21 protein-coding genes and 1 pseudogene are annotated in these 25,019 nt (G+C 40.0%); 4 read left to right on the forward strand and 18 right to left on the reverse strand.

The features are described from left to right. Positions 1 to 49: 49 nt before the first annotated feature. From BQ4305_RS21065 to BQ4305_RS21105, 8 genes are all read right to left on the reverse strand, one after another. Entirely contained in the window at positions 50 to 1,069 is a 1,020-nt protein-coding gene (locus BQ4305_RS21065; protein WP_199880791.1) for an aldose epimerase family protein, read from the reverse strand. A gap of 72 nt (positions 1,070 to 1,141) precedes the next feature. Beyond that, positions 1,142 to 2,557, reverse strand: coding sequence for a D-xylose transporter XylE (gene xylE, locus BQ4305_RS21070; RefSeq protein ID WP_110929656.1), 1,416 nt, complete (start codon positions 2,555 to 2,557; stop codon positions 1,142 to 1,144). 91 nt (positions 2,558 to 2,648) lie between these two features. Then, positions 2,649 to 4,151 (reverse strand): xylulokinase, encoded by a 1,503-nt coding sequence (gene xylB, locus BQ4305_RS21075; protein ID WP_110929657.1) that lies wholly within the window; start codon positions 4,149 to 4,151, stop codon positions 2,649 to 2,651. A 388-nt stretch (positions 4,152 to 4,539) separates the two neighbouring features. Continuing rightward, positions 4,540 to 5,022, reverse strand: a complete 483-nt coding sequence (gene tnpA, locus BQ4305_RS21080; protein WP_110926080.1) for an IS200/IS605 family transposase — start codon at positions 5,020 to 5,022, stop codon at positions 4,540 to 4,542. A 176-nt stretch (positions 5,023 to 5,198) separates the two neighbouring features. Further along, entirely contained in the window at positions 5,199 to 6,512 is a 1,314-nt protein-coding gene (locus BQ4305_RS21090) for a Na+/H+ antiporter family protein (protein ID WP_110929659.1), read from the reverse strand. Between the two features lie 255 nt (positions 6,513 to 6,767). Beyond that, complete coding sequence (gene ltrA / locus BQ4305_RS21095) at positions 6,768 to 8,042, reverse strand: group II intron reverse transcriptase/maturase (RefSeq protein ID WP_110929660.1); 1,275 nt, start codon at positions 8,040 to 8,042, stop codon at positions 6,768 to 6,770. A gap of 547 nt (positions 8,043 to 8,589) precedes the next feature. After that, positions 8,590 to 9,660: a zinc-dependent alcohol dehydrogenase family protein gene (locus BQ4305_RS21100; RefSeq protein ID WP_110929661.1), complete on the reverse strand. Its 1,071-nt coding sequence runs from the start codon at positions 9,658 to 9,660 to the stop codon at positions 8,590 to 8,592. Between the two features lie 185 nt (positions 9,661 to 9,845). Next, the gene (locus BQ4305_RS21105; protein WP_110929662.1) at positions 9,846 to 10,454 is read right to left on the reverse strand and encodes a branched-chain amino acid aminotransferase; all 609 of its coding nucleotides are present in this window, start codon (positions 10,452 to 10,454) and stop codon (positions 9,846 to 9,848) included. Positions 10,455 to 10,781: 327 nt separating this feature from the next. Between BQ4305_RS21105 and BQ4305_RS21110 the strand changes: the two genes are divergently transcribed. Then, complete coding sequence (locus tag BQ4305_RS21110) at positions 10,782 to 11,897, forward strand: NAD(P)/FAD-dependent oxidoreductase (protein ID WP_110929663.1); 1,116 nt, start codon at positions 10,782 to 10,784, stop codon at positions 11,895 to 11,897. Between the two features lie 82 nt (positions 11,898 to 11,979). Continuing rightward, positions 11,980 to 12,120: a hypothetical protein gene (locus tag BQ4305_RS21760; RefSeq protein ID WP_199880792.1), complete on the forward strand. Its 141-nt coding sequence runs from the start codon at positions 11,980 to 11,982 to the stop codon at positions 12,118 to 12,120. Here BQ4305_RS21760 and BQ4305_RS21115 read toward each other — a convergent pair. The 3 genes and pseudogenes from BQ4305_RS21115 to pulA form a co-directional block, all read right to left on the reverse strand. Then, positions 12,121 to 12,752 (reverse strand): annotated as a pseudogene (locus BQ4305_RS21115) (LysE family transporter). It abuts the gene before it with no gap. Between the two features lie 232 nt (positions 12,753 to 12,984). Then, positions 12,985 to 13,848, reverse strand: coding sequence for a manganese catalase (locus BQ4305_RS21120; protein ID WP_110929664.1), 864 nt, complete (start codon positions 13,846 to 13,848; stop codon positions 12,985 to 12,987). 278 nt (positions 13,849 to 14,126) lie between these two features. Beyond that, complete coding sequence (gene pulA / locus BQ4305_RS21125) at positions 14,127 to 16,124, reverse strand: type I pullulanase (protein WP_234397020.1); 1,998 nt, start codon at positions 16,122 to 16,124, stop codon at positions 14,127 to 14,129. A 247-nt stretch (positions 16,125 to 16,371) separates the two neighbouring features. On the opposite strand from pulA, the gene BQ4305_RS21130 reads away from it, so the two are divergent. Beyond that, positions 16,372 to 18,066 (forward strand): glycosyl hydrolase family 28-related protein, encoded by a 1,695-nt coding sequence (locus BQ4305_RS21130; protein WP_110929665.1) that lies wholly within the window; start codon positions 16,372 to 16,374, stop codon positions 18,064 to 18,066. Positions 18,067 to 18,108: 42 nt separating this feature from the next. On the opposite strand, the gene BQ4305_RS21135 is transcribed toward BQ4305_RS21130, so the two are convergent. After that, positions 18,109 to 20,235, reverse strand: coding sequence for an ATP-dependent Clp protease ATP-binding subunit (locus BQ4305_RS21135; protein ID WP_110929666.1), 2,127 nt, complete (start codon positions 20,233 to 20,235; stop codon positions 18,109 to 18,111). 157 nt (positions 20,236 to 20,392) lie between these two features. Beyond that, complete coding sequence (locus tag BQ4305_RS21140; RefSeq protein ID WP_110929725.1) at positions 20,393 to 20,797, reverse strand: C40 family peptidase; 405 nt, start codon at positions 20,795 to 20,797, stop codon at positions 20,393 to 20,395. 294 nt (positions 20,798 to 21,091) lie between these two features. Here BQ4305_RS21140 and BQ4305_RS21765 point away from each other — a divergent pair, with 294 nt between their 5' ends. Then, positions 21,092 to 21,259, forward strand: coding sequence for a hypothetical protein (locus tag BQ4305_RS21765; RefSeq protein WP_199880793.1), 168 nt, complete (start codon positions 21,092 to 21,094; stop codon positions 21,257 to 21,259). A gap of 17 nt (positions 21,260 to 21,276) precedes the next feature. On the opposite strand, the gene BQ4305_RS21145 is transcribed toward BQ4305_RS21765, so the two are convergent. The 5 genes from BQ4305_RS21145 to BQ4305_RS21165 all read right to left on the reverse strand — a co-directional run. Then, positions 21,277 to 21,462: a hypothetical protein gene (locus tag BQ4305_RS21145; RefSeq protein WP_110929667.1), complete on the reverse strand. Its 186-nt coding sequence runs from the start codon at positions 21,460 to 21,462 to the stop codon at positions 21,277 to 21,279. 46 nt (positions 21,463 to 21,508) lie between these two features. Beyond that, entirely contained in the window at positions 21,509 to 22,402 is an 894-nt protein-coding gene (locus tag BQ4305_RS21150; RefSeq protein ID WP_110929668.1) for a hypothetical protein, read from the reverse strand. Positions 22,403 to 22,439: 37 nt separating this feature from the next. Next, positions 22,440 to 23,486 carry a nitronate monooxygenase gene (locus BQ4305_RS21155; RefSeq protein WP_110929669.1) on the reverse strand — a complete coding sequence of 349 codons (1,047 nt, stop codon included), beginning with the start codon at positions 23,484 to 23,486 and terminating at the stop codon, positions 22,440 to 22,442. Between the two features lie 63 nt (positions 23,487 to 23,549). Further along, positions 23,550 to 24,437 (reverse strand): selenium metabolism-associated LysR family transcriptional regulator, encoded by an 888-nt coding sequence (locus BQ4305_RS21160; RefSeq protein ID WP_110929670.1) that lies wholly within the window; start codon positions 24,435 to 24,437, stop codon positions 23,550 to 23,552. A 160-nt stretch (positions 24,438 to 24,597) separates the two neighbouring features. Continuing rightward, positions 24,598 to 25,019, reverse strand: a 422-nt coding sequence (locus tag BQ4305_RS21165) for an IS3 family transposase (protein WP_199880794.1), incomplete at its 5' end; no start/stop codon positions are given.

Here is a 25,019-nt window from a genome sequence, read left to right on the forward strand (position 1 = left end):
CTTGGGCTATACACGTATACAAAAAACCCTCTGTTAAGAGGGGGAGTCGTTAAATAAGTGAAAAACAATATTTCGTTTTTGCAATATAAAGTTCACCGGGGTTCAATATCATATTATCAACAAAGGCCGGCGGTTTTTGCGTTTCCAGACAAATCCCTGAATGCTTATAGCATCGGCCATTCTGCAGATCAGGTTCACTGCCTAAAGAATTCCCGGTATAAACGATTACACTTGGCTGATCCGTATAAACCGTTAACTTTCGACCGCTCGTTTGATCCGATAGCTCCAATTTTTTATCCGTTAAAAGGATGGGGTGATCATAGCCGCCTGCCAGATCTATTTGCGGATCTCCCGACTGAATGCCGTCTCTGACTTTTTTACGAACAGTAAAATCGAAGACTGTATTTTTGGAAGGCAGAGGTTTTTCATATGGTAAGAAATCTGAATCCAATTCATAATATTTCTCGCCATGTATCTGAAGTTGATGATCTAAAATGCTGTTTTCTGGATTCCCTGATAAATTAAAATAGCTGTGATTTGTTAAATTTACCAAGGTTTTTTTATCAGAACTTGCTTTATAAAAGATCGTCCATTCATTTTCATCATTAATAATGTATCGTACCTCAATATTCACGCTTCCGGGAAATCCTCCCTCACCGTCAGGGCTTTTATAGTGAAAAGTAATAATAGCCTGGTCTTTTTGCTTTTCAATAGAGGAATTCCAAATGACCTGATGGAGACCGCTCTTTCCGCTATGTAAATTTGTTTCGTTTTCATTATGCTCGAGTTCATAATCCTGTCCATCAAGACTGAATTGTGCTTTTTTAATCCTCCCTGCGACACGGCCGATAATACAGCCAAAATAAGGAGAATGTGTAAGATAATCGTCCAGCTTATCAAATCCCAGGACAATATGATCGTTCTTTCCTTTTTTATCAGGCACTTTGATTGCTGTGACGGTGCAGCCTAATTCAATACAGGAAAATTCCATTCCCTTCTTGCAAATAAGGGAATATTTTTTAATTTTTCTCCCCTGGTGCTCACCAAATAGACTTTCGATTATTTCCATTCGAAATTCTCCTTTGTTATTAAGATAGACAGAGGCACCATCCATATAGGCGGCACCTCTGCAAACTCCATATTAAGCAGTCTTACTGTTCTTCCCCGCTTTTTTTGCCCAAATGCTTTCCATTTCTTCGAGCGTTCTGCCCTTTGTTTCAGGTACGAATTTCCAAACAAAGATTGCGGAAAGGATACTCATTAATCCATAGAAGCCATAAGTCATGCTGCTGCTGTATTCCATCATCATCGGATAGGTTGAAGAGATGAAATAGTTAGCCGCCCATTGTGCAGCAACTGCAATCGCCACTGCCTGTCCGCGGATTTTATTAGGGAATATTTCAGAAATTAGAACCCAGCAAATCGGTCCCCAGGACATCATAAATGAAGCGGTATACACGACGATGAACACCAATGTCCATATGCCGATGATATTTGCATAAGCAAGAGCCGCAACACCGAACATGCCAATGGTCATCCCAATTGAGCCGACAATTAATAATGGCTTCCTACCCCATTTATCTACTGTCATGATCGCTAAAACTGTAAAGATCACATTGACGAGTCCCATTACAATTGTCTGCAGCATCGAAGCATCCTTGGCAGCTCCCATACTTTCAAAAATCCGGGGCGCATAATATAAAGCCACATTGATGCCTACAAACTGTTGAAATACAGAAAGTAAAATTCCTACGATAATAACTAATTTCCCATATGTGAGCAGTTTGCCTGCGGTATGTCCATCTGTAAGGCTCTGTTTAATCTCTTCTAGAACCCGTTCTGCTGTTTTCTCTCCATTAATTTTCGAAAGGATTTTTAATGCCTTTCCATCTTGTTTTCTTAAAGCCAAATATCTGGGTGTTTCTGGTACAAAGAACAATAAAAATCCGAATAAGACAGCGGGTATCGCTCCTGAGGCAAACATATACCTCCAGCCGATATCATTAATCCAGGCAATTGACTCTCCGTTGGCAATCATCCAATTTACAAAGTAAACAACTAGCATTCCTAAAATAATTGCGAATTGATTGAATGAAACCAGACGTCCGCGTATTTCAGGAGGAGCAATTTCCCCTATATACATCGGCACTATGGCTGAGGCAAGACCTACACCGATTCCGCCAATGATTCTGTATAAATTGAATGTGATAAGAAGAGCGATTGTCGGTTCACCTTTCGAAAAGAACAAAAACTCCGGATAGGCGGATCCCAGTGCTGACAATGTAAATAGCACTGACGCGAAAATAAGTGAGTTTTTACGGCCAAATCTTGAAGCAAAGAATCCAGAGATAAAACCTCCAATGATACAGCCGATTAAAGCACTGGAAATAGTAGCCCCATGTATAAATGAGTTTAGGCCTAAATTATCTATGAAATAGACCTCTAATGATTTCTCTGCTCCAGAAATGACTGCTGTGTCGTAGCCAAAAAGTAAACCGCCTAAAGTGGCAACCAATGTTATACAGAAAATATAAAGTGAATTTCGTTTCTGATTCATTGTTTTAATTCCTCTCATTCTAATTTGAAATCGTTTACAAAATCAGTTGCCCATCATCCCTAGTAAGGATGTCGACATTCTTAACGAAAAATTACTTTTGACGATAGTCCATCAGTCTTTCACTAATATCCTTTGTTTGACTGTAAATTTTTTTATAGGCTTCAAATAACTGACGATACCTTTCCACATTTTCAGGAATCGGCTCATAGACTTCCTTATACGAAACAAAGACCTCTGCACACTCTTCCCATGATGTGAACCAGCCGCATCCATAGGCAGCAAGCATGGCCGCACCATTAGCAGGTCCTTGTTCACTTTTCAGCTTAATAATGGCAGCATTAAATATATCTGCCTGGATCTGCAGCCAAATATCATTCTTGGCGCCGCCTCCTATTGAAATGATTTCTTTAATTTCCTGGCCGTTATGACGGAATATTTCGATAGATTCATTTAAAGAAAACGTTATGCCCTCAACGACTGCCCTGGTAAAATCGATTCTCGTATGAGATGCATCCATTCCAATGAAGCTTCCTCTTATGTTAGAGTCAGGGTGGGGAGTACGCTCTCCTGACAAATATGGAGTGAACAGCAATCCATTTGAACCGGCTGGAACGTTGTCCAACCCTTCTAAAAGAGAATCCATGGTTTCTCCATTTGCGAATGTGTCTCGGAACCACGTCAAACTGTGTCCGGCAGACAGTGTCACTCCCATTGTATAGTAGGCGTTCTCACTGGCATGATTGAAATAATGAACCTTCCCGCCAAAATCACGATCGCCTGATTTTTCATAGGCCAGTATAACTCCCGATGTCCCGACACTGCAAAGCGTTTTACCTTCTGATAAGATAGAAGACCCCAGTGCGCCGCAGGCATTATCTGCGCCGCCAGCAAAAACCTTGGTCTTTGCTGAAAGTCCTGTTTCCTTTGCGAAACTTTCTGTAAGTTCACCTACAAAGGCATGTGATTCAACAAGCGGCGGACATAAATTCTTATCAATCCCTGTAAGTCTGCAAATCTCCTCACTCCACTGTTTATTGGCCACATCAAGAAGCAAAGTGCCTGCTGCATCTGAATATTCACTATTAATCTTTCCTGTCATCCGGTACCGAAGATAATCCTTTGGCAAAAGGAACACCGAAGCCTTTTTAAATAGATCCGGTTCATGCTGCTGAACCCACAAGAGTTTAGGCAGAGTGAAACCTTCAAGCGCAGGATTTTTAGTAATTTCCAATAATGTTGCCTTTCCTGCCAGTTCATAAATTTGCCGGCACTGCTCACTTGTTCTCGTATCATTCCAAAGGATGGCATCCCGCAAAACTTCCTGTTTTTCATTAAGGAGCACCAGTCCGTGCATTTGCCCCGAAAAACTGATTCCTTCAATTTCAGAGACATTACCCTTAAAATCCTGTACTAATTCTCTTAAAACATCTGCTGTTTTTTGAACCCATTCATGCGGATCCTGTTCACTATACCCAGACTGCTTATGAATGAGCGGGTATTCTTTTGCTTTCTCAATAATGGTTTGTCCTTTTTTATCAACCAATAAGGCTTTTACTGATCCAGTACCTAAGTCAATCCCTATGACGTACGCCATCTCCATCCTCCTAAGTTCTTTTGTAATAACGCTTACATTGTTTTGGATGAGTTATGCTTCCTGCAAGTTTATTAATCCATAAGTCTTTTTTTTCGATATCCCTTTTTGTAATTTTGCAATCGTTTACAATAAGCTTTATGAGAATTGTATCAGGGTTTACTTGGTTTGTCTATTGAATAAACTAAGTTTTTCATTCATTTTTCTGATTTTTTCATTTTTATTAGTTCCCTAAGAATAAATGAGGAGATATTCCAAATAACGACCACCCGTGGTAACGGGTGGTTTTCTCTGCGGCTGAAAGCCTTTGTTGCTGACCAGGCCCTCAAGGGCCTCTGAATGGTTCGCCAACTGTACTACTTCCACTGGCCAGACCTCAAAGGTCTTTCACTTACTTTCGTTTCTTTTTCTTTACCTCCTCACCTGTGAACGGATCAATATATTCCATCATACTTAATTGTTCTGCGACTATATCATCTTGTATCTGATTTCGTATGTATTCTTCGATTACCTTTTTGTTTCTTCCCACTGTATCTACATAATATCCCGTACACCAAAACTTGCGATTTCCATACTTGTATTTCAAATGGGCGTGACGATCAAATATCATCAAGCTACTTTTCCCTTTTAAATACCCTACAAATGAAGAGACACTTATTTTGGGTGGAATACTCACCAGCATATGTACGTGGTCTTTACACGCCGTGGCTTCAATGATTTCTACGCCTTTCCTTTCACATAGCGTTCTCAGTATTTGACCGATATCTTTTTTTATCTTTCCATAGATCACTTGTCTTCTATACTTGGGTGCAAATACGATATGATACTTACAATTCCAGGTGGTGTGTGCTAAACTATTAGTGTCTTTTGACATCAAAACTCCTCCGTGATGCTGATATTTTGGTTTGGCGAACCAAAAATATTTTAGCACCATGGAAGAGTTTTTTTAATACCACGCTGAAAGCTTTTCGGAACCCTAGGCCTAGCCTAGGGTTTTCTTTTCCACAAATAAAAAATGCGGATCAGCTGACTGCTGATCCGCATGTTAACTTATAAAACCATTGCTGCTATCCAGCCAAATATAATCAGCGGAATATTATAATGGATGAATGTAGGCACGACTGTCCCCCACATATGGTTGTGCTGGCCGTCTGCATTCAATCCTGCTGTCGGTCCTAGTGTACTGTCAGAAGCAGGTGAACCGGCGTCTCCTAGTGCCGCTGCTGTACCAACAAGAGCAATTGTTGCCATCGGACTGAACCCCAGTTCCAGAGAAAGCGGAACAAAGATTGTCGCAATGATAGGAATAGTAGAAAAAGATGAGCCGATTCCCATCGTGACTAACAAACCGACCAGAAGCATTAACAGTGCTGCTAAACCTTTATTTCCGCCAATGAGTTCAGCTGATTTAGTAACTAAGGAAGCGACGTCACCGGTTTCATTTAATACAGCTGCAAATCCAAACGCTGCAAGCATAACAAAACCGATAAAGGCCATCATTTTCATTCCGTTCGTCAGTAATTCATCAGCCTCTTTCCATTTCACTGCACCGCTTACGTACAGAATTAAAATCCCAGCCAGTGCACCAAAAATCATAGAATCTGTCAAAAGCTGAACGGCGAGAGCACCAATAATAGAAATTGCCGAAAAAATAATGGCGGTTTTCGAATATGTTATTTTTTCTTCCTCAATTATTTCGAGCAATTCATATTTTTTTGGTTTTCTATATGAAATGAAAATGGAAATTAATAAACCGATGATCATTCCTCCAACAGGAATCAACATAGCTGTTGGAATATCATCCATATTAACAGTCAAACCGCTCTCTTTCATATTAGCAGCTAAAATATCATGAAAGATTTTTCCGAATCCGACAGGAAGCAAAATATACGGAGCTGTCAAACCAAAAGTCAAAACAGAAGCTATGAGTCTCCTGTCTATTTCCAATTCACTCATGAGCCTTAATAAAGGCGGGACTAAGATTGGTATAAAAGCAATGTGGATCGGAATCAAATTTTGAGAAAGACAGGCCATTAACAGCAAAGAAAAAACGATGAGAGCTTTTGAAAAAGTCTTTCCCTTAGCTTCCCCGTCTTTCTTTACAAGTTGTAAAACTTGTTTTACCAGCAATCCAGGCAGGCCGGTACTGGAGATTGCGATTGCAAAACCTCCAAGCAATGCATAGCTCAGTGCAACTTCTGCGCTGTCTCCTAGCCCTCCTGTAAATACCTCAATGGTCCGGTCTATTGATAAGCCCCCTGTCATACCGCCAACAAAGGCGCCAACAATTAAAGCGAGCACAACATTCACACGAAGAAGGCTCAAGATTAACATGACAAGAACGGCTATAAGTACTGCATTCACTCTATGTTCTCCTCTCGATGCTTTAGTTTGATAAATTGTTAAAGAATTAAAATGTCTGTACTAAATTAACATAAATCCATGAACAAATCAATAGCTTTGTTATTAAAGATTCATTTACATTGATTAAAAAGAAGATTGCTTTGAACAAACGTATAAAATATTCTACGTATAAATCGAGTAGAGGGAAAATAAGTTAGATTATTTTCGCCCCTCTCACAACACCGTACGTACGGGTCACGTATACGGCGTTTCAATTTATATTACAGTGTGTACTTTTAGATAATGTTCTAAAGCAGAGGGGAGTCCCCTCTGCTTTAGTCTTTTGTTTGAGATTGCCCTTTGAACGACCTTTGATAATCCAATAAATCGATATCCTCTTCGACAAAAGGTTAATCCTTTTGCTTCTTCCTCCGGAATTCCTAATTGAACGAGGGATTTGATTTGTTTTCTCGGCATTTTCCATTGTTTCCAGATGATTACCCTTATTCTTGAGCGTAATTTCTGATCTATTCGTTTTATCGCTGACATCATATTTGCGATTCTAAAGTAGTTTATCCAGCCAAATATGACTTGTTTTAGCTTAAGTATTCGGTAGTCTAAAGGGATACTCCAATTTCGCTTGGTCAATCGGCGAAGTTTTCGCTGAAACTTCTGAACTGAATTAGGGTGAGGTCTCACTTGATCTCTCTTGCTTTTCGAATCGTAATAGTATCCAAATCCTAAGAATTTCAATTCTTTTGGACGAGAGATTTTGCTCTTTTCGACATTGACTATCAATCCTAACTTCTCTTCGATAAATTTCACGACTGAATTTATCACTCTGTTTGCCGCTTTCTCGCTCTTCACAAAAATTAGAGCGTCATCAGCGTATCTCACAAACTGAAGTCCCCTATTTTCTAGTTCCTTATCCAATTCATTTAACATAATGTTACTCAGTAGTGGACTGAGATTACCTCCTTGCGGAGTCCCAATGGGTGTTTCTTCATATTTACCACTCACCATAACTCCACTAACCAAGTATTTTCTTATTAGAGAGATAACATCTCCATCCTTAATAGTGTTGGATATAATTCTCATAAGTTTATCGTGGTGTACTGTATCGAAGAATCTTTCCAGGTCAATATCCACTATCCACTCGTACCCATCATTCAAAAATTCCAAGCTTTTTATAATGGCCATTTCACAACTTCTTTTCGGTCTAAAGCCATAACTGAATTCACTAAACTGCTTCTCAAATATCGGACTGAGCACTTGATGAATGGCTTGTTGAACTACTCTATCCACTACTGTTGGTATTCCCAATTTACGCATCTTGCCATTCTCTTTTGGAATTTCCACTCTTAAGGCAGCTTGTGGTTGGTATTTTCTTGTTCTGATGCGCTGACGCAGTTCATCCTTATTTTCCTTCAGATATTGCTTTAGTTCATCGACTGTTACTCCGTCGACCCCACTCGCACCTTTATTTCTATAGACCCGCAAGTAGGCTTCATTCATATTTCGATTACTTAAAATCTGTTCTAAAAGTTCCACACTCGTTTCTCCTTTTCCTCTCACGTAGTAAGTGATAGCTCCATTTTTGGTTATCTTTTGAGATACGCTCATATTTTCACCATTAACACATTCGGAGTTCGTCTCTTACGCATTCGCGGCGTTGAAACACTATAAATTGTTCAGCCCTTCATGATTTTTGTTTTCACTACTATGGCTTCTGCTGACTTCTTGCGATTAACCTTTTTCGACTATACTATTAGTACATCCGCAAGACCTCCCAGGGTAAGACAACTACCTTTCCTCTTTTACTCGCCTGATTTACTTCCTAAAGTTACGCACATCTTTTGGACTTTGACTTGTCTAGGAGTCTTATCCCTTTATAAAGCCTTCATATCAGATTTCTGTTCGTCGAGTCAAGATTTTATTCCACGCTTCCTCCAGCCCTTACCTCACGATAAACACCTTGCGCTTCCTTAGTGGTTGGTTGATGTGTACCCCCACAGCGGACTTCCACCGCCTAGATAGTTGCCATGCCTGGCACACTAGAAAAAGCTTAGGTATAGGTTACCTAAGCTTTAAGGTGGATTCAGACAGTTGCTTTAACATCCCATTTATCGACGACCGTCACTCCCAGGTTCTGGAATTTGTCCATTTCCTCAAAAATTCTCGGAACTTCTTCAAGTGAAATTGTGCTTGTAACCAAGGACCCCGGTTTAAGCTTTCCTTTCTCCACCATTTCCAGCATATGAGGATATCGCTGAGGCTGCATTCCTAAAGAGCCTACAATTTGCAGTTCTGCCTGAACAATAAAATCGATAGGAAGCGGAATCATCCCTTCTTCTTCTCTTGATGTTAATCCGATTTGAAGGTGGCGTCCTCTTTTACGCAGTCCGCTGACAGCTGCCTGGCAAGTCTGCTTGATTCCCAGTGCATCGACCGAAACATGGGCTCCTCCCTTTGTAATTTCTCTGATCGCTTCCGTCGTATTTTCCTTTTTAGCATTTATTGCTGCGACGGCTCCTATACTTTTCGCCAAATTTAATTTATCTTCGCCAATATCGACTGCAATCACATTAGCGCCCAGGGCTGTTGCGATTTGAATGGCGGATAAGCCCACTCCTCCGCATCCATGAACGGCTACCCATTCTCCCCCTCTGACCTGTGCCTGGTCAGCAATCCCATGAAAGGCTGTCATAAAACGGCAGCCCATCCCAGCTGCTTCAACAAAACTAATAGATTCCGGAAGTTTTACTAGATTAAGATCAGCTCCCGGGATAGCTGTATACCTTCCATATCCTCCCCATGTTGAAAATCCAATCAGCTGAATGTTTTCGCAAATATTCTGATGTCCGCTCTGGCAATAGGGACAGGTGCCATCACCAACTGTGAAAGGGGCAATAACCCTGTCTCCTTTTTTAAAGTTTTTAACGTCCTTGCCGACTTCTTCAATGACGCCCGAAAATTCATGTCCCAATATATGAGGCAGGGGCACTTGAATGCCAATCCAGTCCCAGTCGCCTTGCCATGCATGCCAATCACTTCGGCATACGCCATTTGCCTCAACTCTGATTATGGCACCATCCGGACTGCACACGGGATCAGGCATGTCTCTGATGACCAACGGCTTTTTCAATTCTTCCATGACTAATGCTTTCATTCATATACCTCCCATAATAAGTGTTTTAAGCGCTTACAAAGAGGCATTGCTTTGACCTTTCAGTATTGTCATAGAAGCACATCCAGAGAACTCGCTTTTATTTTACTATTTTTACCAATCAGCAGTCAATCTATCATACAAGAAACGATTATAAAAATCATTAATTAAAAGATAAGACTGACTTCCTATATGGAATCAGTCTGTCTTTTAATTGGCTCTGAGGAGGACACGGCATTGAAAAGAATCCTGTAAGCCAGGACATATACTTCAAGCAAGGTCATATTTTCTGAAAAAGCCGGTATATGCTCCAGTGGAAAGTTCACATTCCATACTCCTTCTCCGCTATCAAAAACGGCCGACACTTGTGCGCCGTCTTCTAATAGAGAAATTAGTTTTTCCTTAAGTGCTCCTGTAAGTTTCTTAGGAATTTTCAGTCCAAATAAAATGCTGTACGTACCAAATACATCGTCATATTCGAGCACCGCTCCTTCAATTCCAAGCCATGCAAACCAGTTGGATTCCAGATATAAAAAATGATCTTTGTTTTGTTTTATGTATGTAACAGGCTCGTCAAGAAATGCATGATTCTTTTGCATAATGGTATCTTCAGATTCTTTATCACCTATTTCAATATACGTATCTTTAAAACGATTTAGTGTTTTCTCTTTAGATTCGCTCTCAGATGTTACAGACAATCCGTTTTCCCGGGCCCATTCTTGCTCTTCCTTAAACCAGTCTATTGAGCTCCATTCTTGTTCGTTGCTGTATTGTTTCAGTTTTTCAATTAATGACATCCTAATCCTCCTAATAAAGCTGTTGAAAAAGGATTAACCCTTTCTCCGATTACCAGTATGTATTAGTTTCTTCGGTATGTCCAATGTCTAATCGGCAGTATGTCGAGCTTTCTGGTAAAAAAAGCTCAAGCAGGACAGGAGAGCCGACAGCTAAAAAGGGATATACTGATTTGCTTCACGGCTTGTGTTTTCATAAACTTCACTTTATCTGCCGACTCAGCAACATTTCACCTGACTGCTTTTTCAGCAGCATACAGAACAGCGTATTTTCATGGTAAAATAAAGTTAAGCAAATCTGTAAATCGAATAAGTAAAGGATGCTGTTTAATGAAGAAAATCATCATCGTAGGCGCAGGAATTCTCGGTGCCTCAACGGCTTATCAACTGACGAAAAAAGGCGCTGAAGTAGTGCTGATTGATAGAAAGGATCCCGGTCAGGCTACAGATGCAGCGGCCGGTATTATCTGTCCCTGGATTTCTCAAAGAAGAAATAAGGCATGGTATCGCCTGGCCAGATTGGGAGCTGCGTTTTACCCGCAGTTAATCGAGGAACTTGAATCAATGGGCGAAACGGATACAGGGTATGCCCAAGTTGGAGCCATCAGTTTACATACGAATCCCGACAAGCTTTCAGCAATGGAAGAACGTGCGAGAAAAAGAGTAAGTGAAGCCCCCGAAATCGGCACTATTTCTCCATTATCACCAGAAGAAACAAAATCGCTTTTCCCCCCGCTTGATTCGGAATATGCTTCTGTTCTTGTCAGCGGTGCGGCACGTGTAGACGGCCGTGCTTTAAGGGATGCTCTCATCCGGGCTGCCCAAAAAAAGGGAGCAAAATTGATTAAAGGTCATGCTGATTTACTGTTTCATGGTTCTCAAGTTATAGGAATCAAAACGGAAGGACAAACAATTGAAGCCGATATAGTCATAGTTTGTGCCGGAGCATGGGCAAACAAAGTCTTAAAACCGCTCGGACTGGATTTTAAAGTAAGCTTTCAAAAAGCACAAATTGTCCATTTTGAGCTTCCTGGTGTTGAAATGAGCAAGTGGCCGGTGGTTATGCCGCCAAATGATCAATATTTGCTTGCATTTGAGGATCGTCTTGTTGCCGGATCTACTCATGAGAATATCGATCAATTTGATTATCGACTAACAGCCGGAGGGTTAGAAGAGATTCTTCATAAAGCATTAGACACGGCTCCGGGATTGGCGGAAGCAACATTCAAAGAAGCCCGGATCGGCTTTCGTCCATTCACTCCTGGATTTTTGCCGGTGCTTGGTCCCCTTCCAGGCTTTTCAGGCATTATTGTAGCAAATGGATTGGGCGCTTCCGGATTAACAATGGGGCCATTTATTGGTTCTCAGCTTGCTAAGCTTGCTCTTGAAGAAAACATAGATATTCCATTGGAAGATTATGATGTAAGGGAAGCTATACAAAAATAAATGATTGATCCGTTCTTCCTCTGAATAAAAGATGATAGCTGTTGCAAACTAAAGGATATCTTTTATCAAAGGACTGATGAGAATGAATGAATGTTTTTACTGTTCAACAGCAACTGATGATAAGAAGTTCCACCAAGTTTCTTTTCATCTTTCTGAAGATATCCGGGAAGAAATCCTTTGTGATGAATGTTATCAAGAATGGCTGCAGGGGATTAAAGGATAGTCAGGTAAGCAGCGTCCGAATCCCCTCGTATACAAAATAAACGCCAAAGGCTATGAGCGAAAGGCCTGAAATGACCGATATGGCAAGAAGGCTTGTCTCATTAAGCCATCTCTTTAATCCTGTGGTCAGAAAAGCGACAAAAATGTCCCAGCAAGTCAGTCCTAAAAAGATCATGCTGCTATATATGTACAATTCGGCTGTGCCATACTGCGCAGCCGTTTTTGCAAGGACCGATCCGTATATCCCCAGCCAGAATAAAATAGACAGCGGACTGGTAATCGACATAGTAAATCCTGTAAAAAAGATTTCATTAATGATTCACGCTGCCTATTGCGGCTCAGTTTTATTGAATTACTTTTCAAGACACCTTCTATTCCCGTATAAAAAAGAATAAACCCTCCAAAAAGCCATAGAAAAACTTGAACAATTTCAATATCCAGAAAACGAACTAGTCCTGCATACACGACCAACATGAAAACTCCATCGGCAATCATCGACCCTGCGCCTACTATCCATGCGTGCCAAAACCCGTTTTTTATTCCTTTATCAAGCCGAGCTGAATTCACCGGTCCAATGGGCGCAGCCAGGGTGATTCCAAGTAAAAAATAACTTAATAGCAGATGAACGCTCATAAATTCAACCCCACTCGTTAAAATGCTGCTTGTACATTCTATGTAAAAATGGCCGCTGTATTATTATTTTCTTTTAAGACCCTGAAGCAAATGAAAATGAACAGTCTTCTGCCTTATCTTCTTAGACAAGAGAAAATGTATTTTCCACATACAAAAAACAGCTGGGGAAAATTAACTCCAGCTGCTTTGTTAAGTAATTAGTAAATATAATAGGTTCAAAGTGCACTTGAGCTTAACACATATTCGGAGGGATGTTGGATGGATTGCCTTTAAGTGCTGACGGCGGTGTATTAAATATATACGGCGGAGCAGGCTTTAGCTTCGGTTTTTTGGCAAATGGCACTGGGTTTTCTACATAATTGAAAGTCCCCTGGCCATCCATGCTAGGACCCTGAGCCCATCTTCCCTCTGCACTTTGATTGCCTGCTGATAGGTTGAATAATGTATAGGATACTTCCCTCTTTTCAAGCTCCTTTGGGAATGTCGTCGGTACAACAATATCTCCTTCTGCAGCCTCCAATTCCTTAATCGCTGCAATCCATTGATTCTGATGCATAGTATCACGGGCAATCAGCCAAGAAAGCATATCTTTAACGCCTCGGTCATTTGTTGCTTCGTACAGCCTTACCGCTTGAAGCCTGCCTTGAGATTCTGCATTTAAATTTGCACGGAAATCTGCAAGCAAATTGCCGCTCGCCGCAATATAGTCTGCTTTCCATCGGTTTCCGACACTGTCAGCCGGCATAGCTCCCAAACCTGACACAATTACATGCTGCGGATTCATTCCTCCTAGTATAGCTCCAAGAACAGGGTCCTTCGCAGCCGCCTCAAGGTCACCCACTGGGGCTCCGTCAAGAAGTCTGGCTATCATAGTGGCCAGCATCTCAATATGGGCTAGTTCCTCTGTTCCGGTGTCCATTAACAGATCCTTATACTTTCCGTTTCCTCTAACATTCCAGCCTTGAAAAAGATATTGCAGAGCGACAGATATTTCGCCAAATTGACCTCCTAATACTTCCTGAAGCTGTTTAGCAAAAATTGGATCCGGTCTTTCAGGCTTGGCATGATACTGTAATTCCTTCACATGATAAAACAATGAATACCACCTCAAAATTGTTATATTTCTACTTAGGCAGTATATACGGCTCTTTCATTTTGGGTGTTTGTCTACATTCACTTTACTTTTTTGCCCAGATCTCATAAGAATATGGTATCAATCCGTGTCACGAGAAAAATCTTTTAGACCGCTGCCTATGCTGCAGCTTCTTTTCAAATTGCATTAAAATAGCAAAAGAGAATTTAGATCTCTTTTGCTATTTGATAAATTATACAAGATGATCCCATAACAGCCGGTATTCTCAACAGATTTTTATGTTAAGCTTCTGCCAAAACGAGTGTTGCGAGAGCTGGAACGGATATTTTAGGCCCTTTCACTCGATTCAATTCTTCTGTTCCTGCTCTTGACTCATCAGCCAAAAGCAGCCATTCTTTTTGAGTAGGCAAATCAATCTCTGCCGAAGATTGATTGGCATTATGAATGACAAAAATAACTTTCTCTGACTCAGAAGGATTACGTAATGTATATGCGATTATATTTGCTTCTGCTTTCGTAAATGATAGGTGTTCTTTTATTTCTTCTGCTTGATTGTAACGGAAAGCTTTGAACTTTTTTCTCAGCTTAATTAACCCTTTTACATATTCTGCTTCTTCAGCAAATTCAGCTCTTCTGTTCCAGTCCATCCAATTGACTGAATCTGAAGATTTATAACTGTTATGGTCGCCGCCCTTTGTTCTCATAAATTCCTGGCCTGCATGAAGAAATGGAATACCCTGTGATAAAAGGACAATTGATGTGGCAAGCTTATGCCTCTTTTTCTTTTCGTCCAATGATGCTTCTGGATTGGTTATGGATAATTTATCCCAAAGGGTATGATTATCATGGGCTTCACAATAATTGATGACCTGTTCCGGTTTATGATACGCGGCTAACTTGCGGTCATATTCAAGCCCTCCCATTATGCTTTTTTTGATGATATCCTCTACACCCTGTTTCCCGTTTACAATCCCTGTATCATGTTCATCCAGAGCACTTCCTTTTAAACTGTCACGCATTATATCATTGAAATGGGCAATCCTTTCCATCTTATCTGCATTTTTTTGATTAGCCTTTTTTTCTTCAGGCAGGGGGGTATTCAAATCCCAACCTTCACCAAGAAGAATGATACTCGGATCAATCTGATCAAGTGCTTCCCTAACTCCATTCATTGTCTCTATATCATGAATGCCCATTAAATCGAACCGAAAGCCATCAATGTGAAATTCTTCTGCCCAATAGGTGACGGAATCGATCATGAATTTCCTCATCATTTTTCGTTCGGATGCTGTATCATTCCCAACCCCCGTGCCATTGGACAGACATCCATTTTCGTCATATCTAAAAAAATAGCCAGGAACTATTTTTTCAAAACTGGAATCCTCGACAGAATGAACATGATTGTAAACGACGTCCATAATGACCCTTATACCATTGTTATGGAACGTTTGAATTAATTGTTTAAGTTCTTTTATTCTGCTTTTCGGATTAAATGGATCAGAAGAGTAAGAGCCTTCTGGAACATTATAATTTTTTGGATCATATCCCCAGTTATATTGGGGTTTATCACTGGATTCATCTACAGTAGCATAGTCAAAAATCGGCAGCAGCTGTACATGAGTAACGCCCATATCTTTTATATGTGCAAGACCGGTAGGGTAACCACTTGGCCCTTTTGTATCCGTCTCCGTTAGTCCAAGAAATTTACCTTTGTGCTGTATGCCGCTTTTCGGATGAATGGAACTGTCACGGATATGCAACTCATAAATAATTGCGTCCTCAAAATGGTTAAGAGGAGGTTTTTCCTTCTTCCAGTCAGAAGGATTTGTGTTGGAAAGATCTAAAACGACTCCTCTTTCCCCATTCACAGTCACCGCGCGGGTATACGGGTCAACTGCCTCTGACCAATTCCCCTCAAACTTTATTTTGTACATATAAATGGTGCCATCCATATCTCCAGGTAATGAGATATGCCAGGTGCCTTGTTCTGCCTTGTTCATTTCTATTTCTTTTCCTTTGCTGCCTTGTTCTGAATCGTATATCACTAGGTTTACCTGCTCAGCTGTCGGCGCCCATACACGAAAAGAAGTTTGATTTTTTTTATATACATACCCTAAGTCATTTCCGCTGTAAAAAAATGTTTTATCCATTTCTTCATTTCTATTTTTAATGGAATGATTATTTATTTTTTGTTTTCCTAATTCTTGATTCTTAATAACTGATTCCCCCCGGCTTATTTTCTTTTCACTATTTCTTTCCCGCTGTGTCCATCGTATCAAACCAGTTGCTCTATCCTAATAGTTCGATTTCTATGACGATGAACCTTTTTTATAAACTATTTTTCTTACTTGTGCAGCCGAGTTTATGAATATATGTTATAACCTATTTAAAAATGGAAAGATTTTTTAAATCCAACCCGAAGTAACAGTAAAGCAAATATGTCTTTTTCCTGCATAAAAGCGAGTTTATGGATGATTCCCACAAGGGAAAGATAAAGAGTAGCAAGCAAGTAAAGGAGGCTCAAGGATGATAGACTTAGGTAAACAGCACAATCCTTATTTAAATAAAAATTTAATTAAAAGCTATTTTTCTCATAAAAAAAATCTTGATACTATTCTTAAAGAAACCGATGAACTCTTTAGCAGGTACCCGGAAAATATGGTGTGGCATTCCATAAAAAAACAGCCTTATTCAGCATATGCAGTCTTTAAAAACCCTTTAAATGTAATAGCAAAAAAGATATTGAGTGAAGGAGTCCGAGACATTGAGGCCCCTTCAAATACCTATGTAAATGAGGAAGGTCTGGCTTATCCAGAATGGAAAACAAAGTTGAATCAGGAATATATGCATCTGCTTGAAAAAACAACAAAACAGGTGAATGTTCGTGATTTTGGTGCGGCTGGAGATGGAAAAACGGACGATACATCGGCCTTTATCAGAGCAATCGGGAGCGGAATGGTCAGTGTCTTCGTTCCAAAAGGAATCTATGTGACCAAAGGTATTACCCTTCCGTCATGGACACGTTTTTATGGAGAGGGCAAGGGAAAAACGATTATTAAACTTCATGATTCTGCACCAAAAGGGACAAGACTTGTAACTAATTCAAACCATATACTCGGAAATTGCAATATTTCGGTAGAGTCTATGTCCCTTGATTGGAATATCGAAAGACTCGGTTCAGATGCCAAGACGAGCACATGGGGAAACCATTCAAGCTGTCTTACATATGCACATGTTACATATGGATGGGTCAGGCAGGTAGAAGGAATAAATCCAGGACTTCATTGTTTTGATATCTCCTCTACCTTTTATAATTATTTTGGCGATGGGATGAGGGCCAGAGGAAAAAGCGAATTTATATGGCTTGACGGGCTTAATGGATATGGATTCGGAGATGATGGGATAACAACGCATCATAGCAGAAATATTTTGATCACCAATTCGCATATGTGCGATCCAAGTGGAAGATCCCATCAAACAGGCTTCTCTAATTCAAATGGATTTGAAGTGGATGACGGCTCTCGGGATGTTTGGCTTATCCATAACTCCAGCGCCCGCTGTTTTGGCGGAGTGGAGATTAAAGCACATGCCACCTCATCTGCTGCATCGAACACCCAAATCATTGGACATCTGTCTGTCCATGATAACAGGTCCTTTAATTTCAGGCATATCGGACATCATAAAGATACAGACCCTGAGTCACTGACGGCCTATAATATTAAGGCTTCGAATTTGGTGGCTATTGCACCCGTTTATACAGAATTATACAAAGAATCTGCACCGAGGGCTCTCGTTATTTCTGCATACAGCAATGTGGTCATTAATCATTTTATGGCTATTGGCGATACGGAATATAATTATCAAGGGCAGCCGATAATAGCAGTACAGTACAAGTCTCGAAATGTCACGCTAAGCAATGTTACGGTAAAAGATTTTTCACATGCAGAAACAGATATCAAGATTTTCGGCGGTTCGCAGCCTGCAGATTATATCTTCCTTACAAATATCACCTGCCAAGAGTCTTCCCCGGAAGCCGTATATGTCGGGAAAGAGGTACAAAACATTTCCGTCCGCGGGCTTCGGGCAGAACGGAGCGGCGGGAAATATGCCATCCATACAGCAAAAGATGATTTGGATATTCACGGAGTACAAGCAAGAGGATATAAATCTCCTATTAGCATTGCAAAGAACTCCTCTAAAGAAATACTTGCTTATGATTGAACAGCAAAAGGCCTGATGGAACTTCCATCAGGCCTCTGCCTATTAGTTCGAAACCATTTTAATTTGATTGTCTTCTATAACTGCCTTCAAGTGTTTAACATCAGGCTGTTCAAAAATGAAATCGGCGATTCCATCTTCCAGCTGTTCTTGAATAACTCTGCGTAAAGGTCTTGCGCCGAATTCAGGATGGTATCCTAATTCTGCAAGCTTCTTTTTGACCTCTTCTGACACTTCCAATTCAATTTGCTGTGAAGCAGCTGTTTCCAATAATTCTTCAAGTAATATATCGACAATTTTCAACAAGTCTTCCTGTTTTAAAGCTGAAAATTCAATGATGCTGTCAAAGCGGTTTAAGAACTCAGGTTTGAAGAACTGTCCAAGAGATTGCAGTATACTTGCTTCTTCTATAGCTGTACTTGCACCGAACCCCATTACTTTCCGCTTTTCGGCAGCTCCGGCATTACTTGTCATAATAATAACGGTGTCTTTAAAATTCACAGTACGTCCCTGACTGTCCGTTAACCTGCCGTCTTCCATAATTTGCAGGAACATGTGCATGACATCCGGATGTGCCTTTTCAATCTCATCCAGAAGAATGATGCTATATGGTTTTCTTCTTACCTTTTCAGTAAGCTGACCTGCCTCTTCATGTCCTACATATCCTGGAGGGGAACCGATTAGTTTGGAAACACTGTGTTTTTCCATAAACTCACTCATATCGAGCCGGATCATCGAATCCCGCGTGCCAAATAATTCTTCTGCTAATGCTTTTGTCAGCTCTGTCTTACCAACACCGGTTGGACCGACGAATAAGAAAGAACCGATTGGACGATTTTTGGATTTCAGCCCCGCCCGGCTTCTTCTGATTGCTTTTGTTACTTTTTTGACGGCTTCTTCCTGTCCAATGACTTTTTTAGAAAGTTCATCTTGTAGACGCAGCATTTTTTTCTGCTCATCTTCCTGAAGTTTGCCTACAGGTATACCTGTTTTTTGTTCAATGATTTCTTGAATATGAGAAACAGATACGACTGGCAACTCATCCTTCATATCCCCTGTTTCCAGCATATTTTCAAGCTTTTCTTCTTCATCACGAAGAAGGGCTGCTTTCTCATATGCTTCTTCTTTTAAAGCTTGTTCTTTATCCTTGTATATCTGCGCCAGTCTTTCTTTTAGTGTTTCCTCTTCCTGCACATCAATGGTTAGATTAAGCTTTGCACCTGCTTCGTCCATTAAATCAATGGCTTTATCCGGAAGAAACCTGTCTTGGATATATCGATGGGAAAGCTCCACTGCTGCTGTTAATGCTTCCTCACTATATTTCACGCCATGATAAGTTTCATAACGCTCTTTTAAGCCCTGTAAAATAATTATTGCATCTTCGGTCGAAGGTTCATTCACCTGAATTGGCTGGAATCTGCGTTCCAATGCACCATCTTTTTCGATTTTGCGATATTCCGAAAGCGTAGTCGCACCAATTAATTGCATTTCTCCCCGCGCAAGAGCTGGTTTAAGAATATTGCCGGCATCCATAGATCCTTCTGCTGAGCCCGCACCAACCAACTGGTGAATTTCGTCAATAAAGAGGATGACAGTCTTCCGTTGCTGAAGCTCTTGGATTAATTGTTTCATACGCTCTTCAAATTGTCCGCGAATTCCTGTATTAGAAACCAATGAAGCGACATCCAGCACATATACGGTCTTATTTTTTAATTTAGCCGGTACAGTACCTTCTGCTATTTTCAGTGCAAGACCTTCAGCAATTGCTGTTTTACCTACACCTGGTTCACCTATTAAAACAGGGTTGTTTTTGTTTCTTCTATTTAATATTTCAATTACTCGTTTTACTTCTTCATCCCTGCCGATGACAGGATCAATTAATCCAGCTTTCGCCGCATCCGATAAATTTCTTCCGAATTCATCGAGTAATCCTTTTCCTTGCTGCTGATTGTGCTGGTTTATTCCTTCAAAAGGGTTAGAAGCAGGCTCGAAAGGTTTCTGGCTGCCTCCAAAACTTCCGAAGGTACCAAAATTCCCATGTAAGGAAGCTCCTAATTTGTTACGTTCTTCATTATAACAAGCGGAGCACAGCTGCATATCATGAGTTTTACCGTTCAATTGCAAACGAAGATGAACGTTCGCTTGTCTTTCCTGGCATTTTTCACAGATCATATAGTACTCCTCCTTAAATTATTCATTTCGTTTGACTATCTTTGACTTTCTACACTGATTATACTCTGACCTATTTTGACTTTCAAGTTTTTTGCACACAAAAAAACAGCTTACAATTGAATAAGCTGCTTAATTCATTCAGAAATTATATAAAGTTTTATATACGCTTTGCACCGATATATTTTGGTTTCCAATAACTATTATTTGTTTTTGCATAAGAAACGCCTTTTGATGATGCGGAATGAATAAATTGGCTGTTTCCTATATATATGGCTACATGTGTTGGTTTTTTGGCTTTAGAAGTGGCAAAGAACATTAAATCGCCTTTTTTTAATGTTTTTACTTTTGAACCTTTTTTATACATTTCAGCAGCAGTCCTTGGAAGATTTTTGCCTGCTTTTTTGTATGAATATTGAACAAGTCCAGAACAATCGAATCCTTTTACAGTAGTCCCGCCGTATTTATATTTAGTTCCTAAGTTACTTTTTGCAACAGAAATGGCCTTATTATGGTAAGTCGCAGCTTCTGCTTTATGCCCAAAACCGCTTATGCCTGCATACATAATGACAGAAATTGAAAAAACTGCAACTATTTTCTTAAGCAATTATATTTCCCCCTGTGCAGCTATAGTAAACCTAATATACAAAATAATAATATCAGACACATCACAGTAATTTTACAGTTATGTTACAAAATATGGGGAAACATGTCGCTTTCCATCCTTTTGTGGGGAATAGTGAGAAAAAATAAACACTCCAAAAATGCATCCGATGGTGCCCGCATTTCAAGCCATTGGGTATTTTCTACAGGAATTTATTCCAGGAGATGAATATATTGTATAAAGGAGTGGTTCTAGATGGCTTTTATAAATGCTTTTAATCATTTTCTAAAAGGAAAACGATCGAGAAAAATTAATCAGGTTGATTTTACAAAGCAAAAAATCAGTAATTCATCAGAATTGGTTGCCAATAATTCAATTGTTCAAGAAATAGTAAAAAAACAGCTGAATGCCAAAAAAAAATGACCACTTTTGCAAGTGGTTTACTTCTTACCTAATAATAATCTAATATTCGGATCATCCTTGGGGATTCTCTCTGCTTTCAAAAGTTTTTTTGGCTTTTGAAATTCTTCTTCTTTTACATCCCTGAGAATGCCTTGGGCTTCCCTGATGATTTCGGTGATATCTTGCTTTGGCTTTTTCTGCGTCTTTTTCAGCAATGCTCTCATGGACTTATCACCTCTGTTTACATTTTAACCTGTCCCCGTTTTTTTATCAATTTTCAGGGGTGTCATGATTGATTCTCCCTTCTGCCACATCATAAATAAAATTGTATTGCAGATAATAGTCATAGATTAAATTATGTAAAATCAACAGGAGCGATTTATCAAACGTGTCAAATTCGGTCTCATAACTATCGAGGACAGTGACAAATTGTCCATCCATATTCTCAAAATAGAACAGAAGATAATTCTTTGCGTATGCGGGATCATGTTCACTTTTATTCGAAATACCGGGTTCTCCGGTGCTCTTCGCCATTTCTAAAATATGCTTCAAGGGTCTTGGAAGCCTTTCTCTCAAAAAGTCTTCCTCACTGTATATCGTATAGGTGAAAGACAGACCCAGCTGCCTTGTGTAAAATTCTTTTGCATTATCCATGGTATATTTTAGTGGTGTCAAATAATCATTGCTGTCCGCGATCACTTCCGATATCTCAAGCTGGAATTCCTCAGATGTCAGATAGGAAGAAAATTTCATCTTTGAACTGCTGACACTAAAGACTTCAAAGATGGCCGCTTCCTGCTTTTCAATTTCAAATTCTAAATTAAAAAATTTAAAGCGTGTAAGCCTTAAAAAAGCAATGGGTGCCAAAAGAAACAATAAAATCCAAACCATATATAAGAAAAGAGTGTTGAAAATAATTTGATAAAATTCAGAACGAACAATAGGGGCGACAATGAGAGTGATCAATGTCTCTTTTGCTCCATTTGGCACAGGCATTGGCGGAGGATCTGTTTGTTCTCCTAACCAGCTTGTGACACCCAGGTGGATTAAGGCCGTAATTGCATATGCGAATATAATTAATGTACCCCATACATAAATCTTTGGCATGACGGCTATCATTTTATCAAAGAGAGAAAATCGTTTATTTTCTTCCTGTTCCTCCATTTATTCGCACTCCTTTCATATGGCCGTGACAAAAAAATCAGGAAGGAGTGTAGCCTGCCTCCTCCATTTCCAATTTCAGCTTAGTCAGCAGATCCGAAGCACTCAATTCTCTTATCTGTTTATATCCATCCCCTGCCCATAATGACATATATTGAGGATTTCCAATTTGCGCGGCATTTTTCCTCATTTTCTGGGTCAATTGATGAATATAGGGGTAAGCAGCAGGAGCAAAGCCAGAGTATTTCTTCATGAATTGATTCACTAGTCCTTTGGCTGGCCTCCCGGTAAAAGCACGTGTTGTTGAAGTTTCCTGAAAAGCAGGGTCTCTCAAAGCCTTTTTATATACATCAGACGTACCGCTTTCTCTGCATAATAAAAAGGCAGTCCCTAATTGGACATAATCAGCTCCGCACGTTAAAACACGATAGATTTCTTTCCCATTCATTAATCCTCCGGCAGCGATAATAGGAGACGGTACTTCCTTCCGTATGGTCTCTATTAATTTTAGCAGGGGAAAAGATTGATCAAGATTTGGCTCATTTTGAAAAGTGGCTCGATGTCCTCCTGCTTCTTGGCCTTGAAGACATAAAAAATCTGCACCGCGTTCATAGGCTGTTCGTGCCTCTTCTGCGTTTGTAATTGTTACTGCCGACAATTGTCCATTAGCCTTCAGTGAGCGAAAGACCGATTGGCTCGGACAGCCAAACGTAAAGCTGACAACTGGGACCTTCTCCTCTATCACAATAGACAATTTTCTCTCCCAATCATCATCATCTTGATATACATCGCCAAGTTCAAACCATGTTTCTTTTTCACTTTTTTCTAAAACTTGGCGGTACTCTTCAATCGCCTGCCAATTTGGAGAGGCCTGATCAGGGACAAATAAGTTTATTCCAAACGGTTTGTCCGTCTTCATCCGCAATTCTTTAATCTCCTTAAGCATCGTCTCAGCTGGTTTATATCCCCCGGCAAGGAAGCCAAGCCCTCCTGCCTGGCAGACTTGAAACGCAAGTTCTACCGTGGAAATGCCGCCTGCCATAGGAGCTTGAATTATAGGAAGTTCCAGTGAAAAATGTTTCGTCAACGTCAATCAGCCCTTTGCTTTTTCTTCATTATACCATCCTGAATATTCCAACTATGCCGCAATTTATTTAGAAGTAACTTTTATCAGATTATTTATAAATACTTCCCCTGCTTTAGAAATAGAGGTTTCATTCCGGCTTACGATATATAAGGGTCTTTTTAACCGAATATTGTTAATGCGGACTCCCTTTACTTCCCCGCTTTTTATTTCCTTTTGGACAGAAAGCCCCGATAGCAAGGCAATCCCCAGGCCCTCCATGACCGCCTCCTTAACGCCTTGGGTGCTGCTGAAAATAAAATTTCTTTTCGTTTTAATTTGCAGCTTGTTCAGGAGCTTATCTGAGTAAGCTCTTGTTCCAGATCCCTGCTCTCTTAGAATCCATGTTTGATCCTGCAGCATTCGTTCATCGGCCAATTCTGACTGCGACAGAGGATGATCAGGCGGCACAATCAGAATCATTTCATCTTCCATAAAGGAGTTCGTATGGATATCGGGAAAAGCTGTTTCTCCTTCAATCAGCCCAATATCTACTTCGTTTTTTCTTATTGCTTTCACAACTTCTTCTGTGTTGGAAATGATGATTTGAATATCGACCATAGGATACTTTGTTGCATAAGGTCCTAAGACCTTGGGCAGCAAATATTCTCCAATTGTAAAACTGGCGCCTATTTTCAGTGAACCGCTGACAAAATTATGCATATCATTAATTTCACGATGGGCTTCATTATATAAATTCAATATTTGTTTTGCATGTCTGTATAATATTTTACCCTCTTCTGTCACCTGTACTTGTTTGGGGGACCTTAAGATCAATTTGGTATTCCACTCTTTTTCTAAATTACGTATCTGAAGACTGACCCCAGGCTGCGACATATTTAATATTTCTGCAGCCCTAGAAAAATGTTTTTGTTCAACTACCGTTACAAACACTCGTAAAGAATCTATGGACATTTTTGTTTCCCCTTTCACTTGTTGCCATTCTACCATAAAGATTACTAATGATTTCAATAATTAGAATTTATTTAATACACTGGCGAAAATTTTTACTGGAATATAAAAAGCCGGCTTACTAGACTGACCTATTCATTTGAGACAGTAATAAAACACCTTCTTAGGCTGCCATATCACCAAACTCTATTGGTGTGTGGTAGCCTAATTTTTCTTGGATACGCTCTTCGTTATAATAACTCATAAATTGATCCACACGTTCCTTTACTTCTTCTAGCGACAAAGAATGGAATTTAACAAACTGAAATTCTTCTGATTTAAGGTTGGAGTGGAAAGACTCAATCACTGCGTTGTCCCAACAGTTTCCCCTGCGTGACATACTACCAACTAAATTCTTTTCTTTAATCCGATTCTGATAAGCATAAGAAGAATAGACACTTCCTTGATCTGAATGGATGATGACTCCTTTAGGGTTTCCTCGCTTTTCTAGTGCTTCATTCAAGGTATCAATCACCAAAGGAATTTGTTGATGAGTATAAAGTTTATAGGCAACAATTTGATTATTAAACAAGTCCATGATCGTTG

Origin of the sequence: Bacillus massiliglaciei (genome assembly GCF_900098925.1) — a bacterium.
GTDB lineage: Bacteria > Bacillota > Bacilli > Bacillales > DSM-1321 > Peribacillus > Peribacillus massiliglaciei.

Excerpts from the sequence above, each read along its gene's own strand:
- BQ4305_RS21765 (WP_199880793.1), top strand. The coding sequence starts at position 21,092 with ATGGCTTTTATAAATGCTTTTAATCATTTTCTAAAAGGAAAACGATCG.
- BQ4305_RS21105 (WP_110929662.1), bottom strand. The coding sequence starts at position 10,454 with ATGTCATTAATTGAAAAACTGAAACAATACAGCAACGAACAAGAATGG.
- xylE (WP_110929656.1), bottom strand. The coding sequence starts at position 2,557 with ATGAATCAGAAACGAAATTCACTTTATATTTTCTGTATAACATTGGTT.
- BQ4305_RS21110 (WP_110929663.1), top strand. The coding sequence starts at position 10,782 with ATGAAGAAAATCATCATCGTAGGCGCAGGAATTCTCGGTGCCTCAACG.
- BQ4305_RS21140 (WP_110929725.1), bottom strand. The coding sequence starts at position 20,797 with ATGTATGCAGGCATAAGCGGTTTTGGGCATAAAGCAGAAGCTGCGACT.
- BQ4305_RS21065 (WP_199880791.1), bottom strand. The coding sequence starts at position 1,069 with ATGGAAATAATCGAAAGTCTATTTGGTGAGCACCAGGGGAGAAAAATT.
- BQ4305_RS21135 (WP_110929666.1), bottom strand. The coding sequence starts at position 20,235 with ATGATCTGTGAAAAATGCCAGGAAAGACAAGCGAACGTTCATCTTCGT.
- BQ4305_RS21160 (WP_110929670.1), bottom strand. The coding sequence starts at position 24,437 with ATGTCCATAGATTCTTTACGAGTGTTTGTAACGGTAGTTGAACAAAAA.
- tnpA (WP_110926080.1), bottom strand. The coding sequence starts at position 5,022 with ATGTCAAAAGACACTAATAGTTTAGCACACACCACCTGGAATTGTAAG.
- BQ4305_RS21760 (WP_199880792.1), top strand. The coding sequence starts at position 11,980 with ATGAATGAATGTTTTTACTGTTCAACAGCAACTGATGATAAGAAGTTC.
- BQ4305_RS21150 (WP_110929668.1), bottom strand. The coding sequence starts at position 22,402 with ATGGAGGAACAGGAAGAAAATAAACGATTTTCTCTCTTTGATAAAATG.
- BQ4305_RS21100 (WP_110929661.1), bottom strand. The coding sequence starts at position 9,660 with ATGAAAGCATTAGTCATGGAAGAATTGAAAAAGCCGTTGGTCATCAGA.
- BQ4305_RS21145 (WP_110929667.1), bottom strand. The coding sequence starts at position 21,462 with ATGAGAGCATTGCTGAAAAAGACGCAGAAAAAGCCAAAGCAAGATATC.
- xylB (WP_110929657.1), bottom strand. The coding sequence starts at position 4,151 with ATGGCGTACGTCATAGGGATTGACTTAGGTACTGGATCAGTAAAAGCC.
- BQ4305_RS21130 (WP_110929665.1), top strand. The coding sequence starts at position 16,372 with ATGATAGACTTAGGTAAACAGCACAATCCTTATTTAAATAAAAATTTA.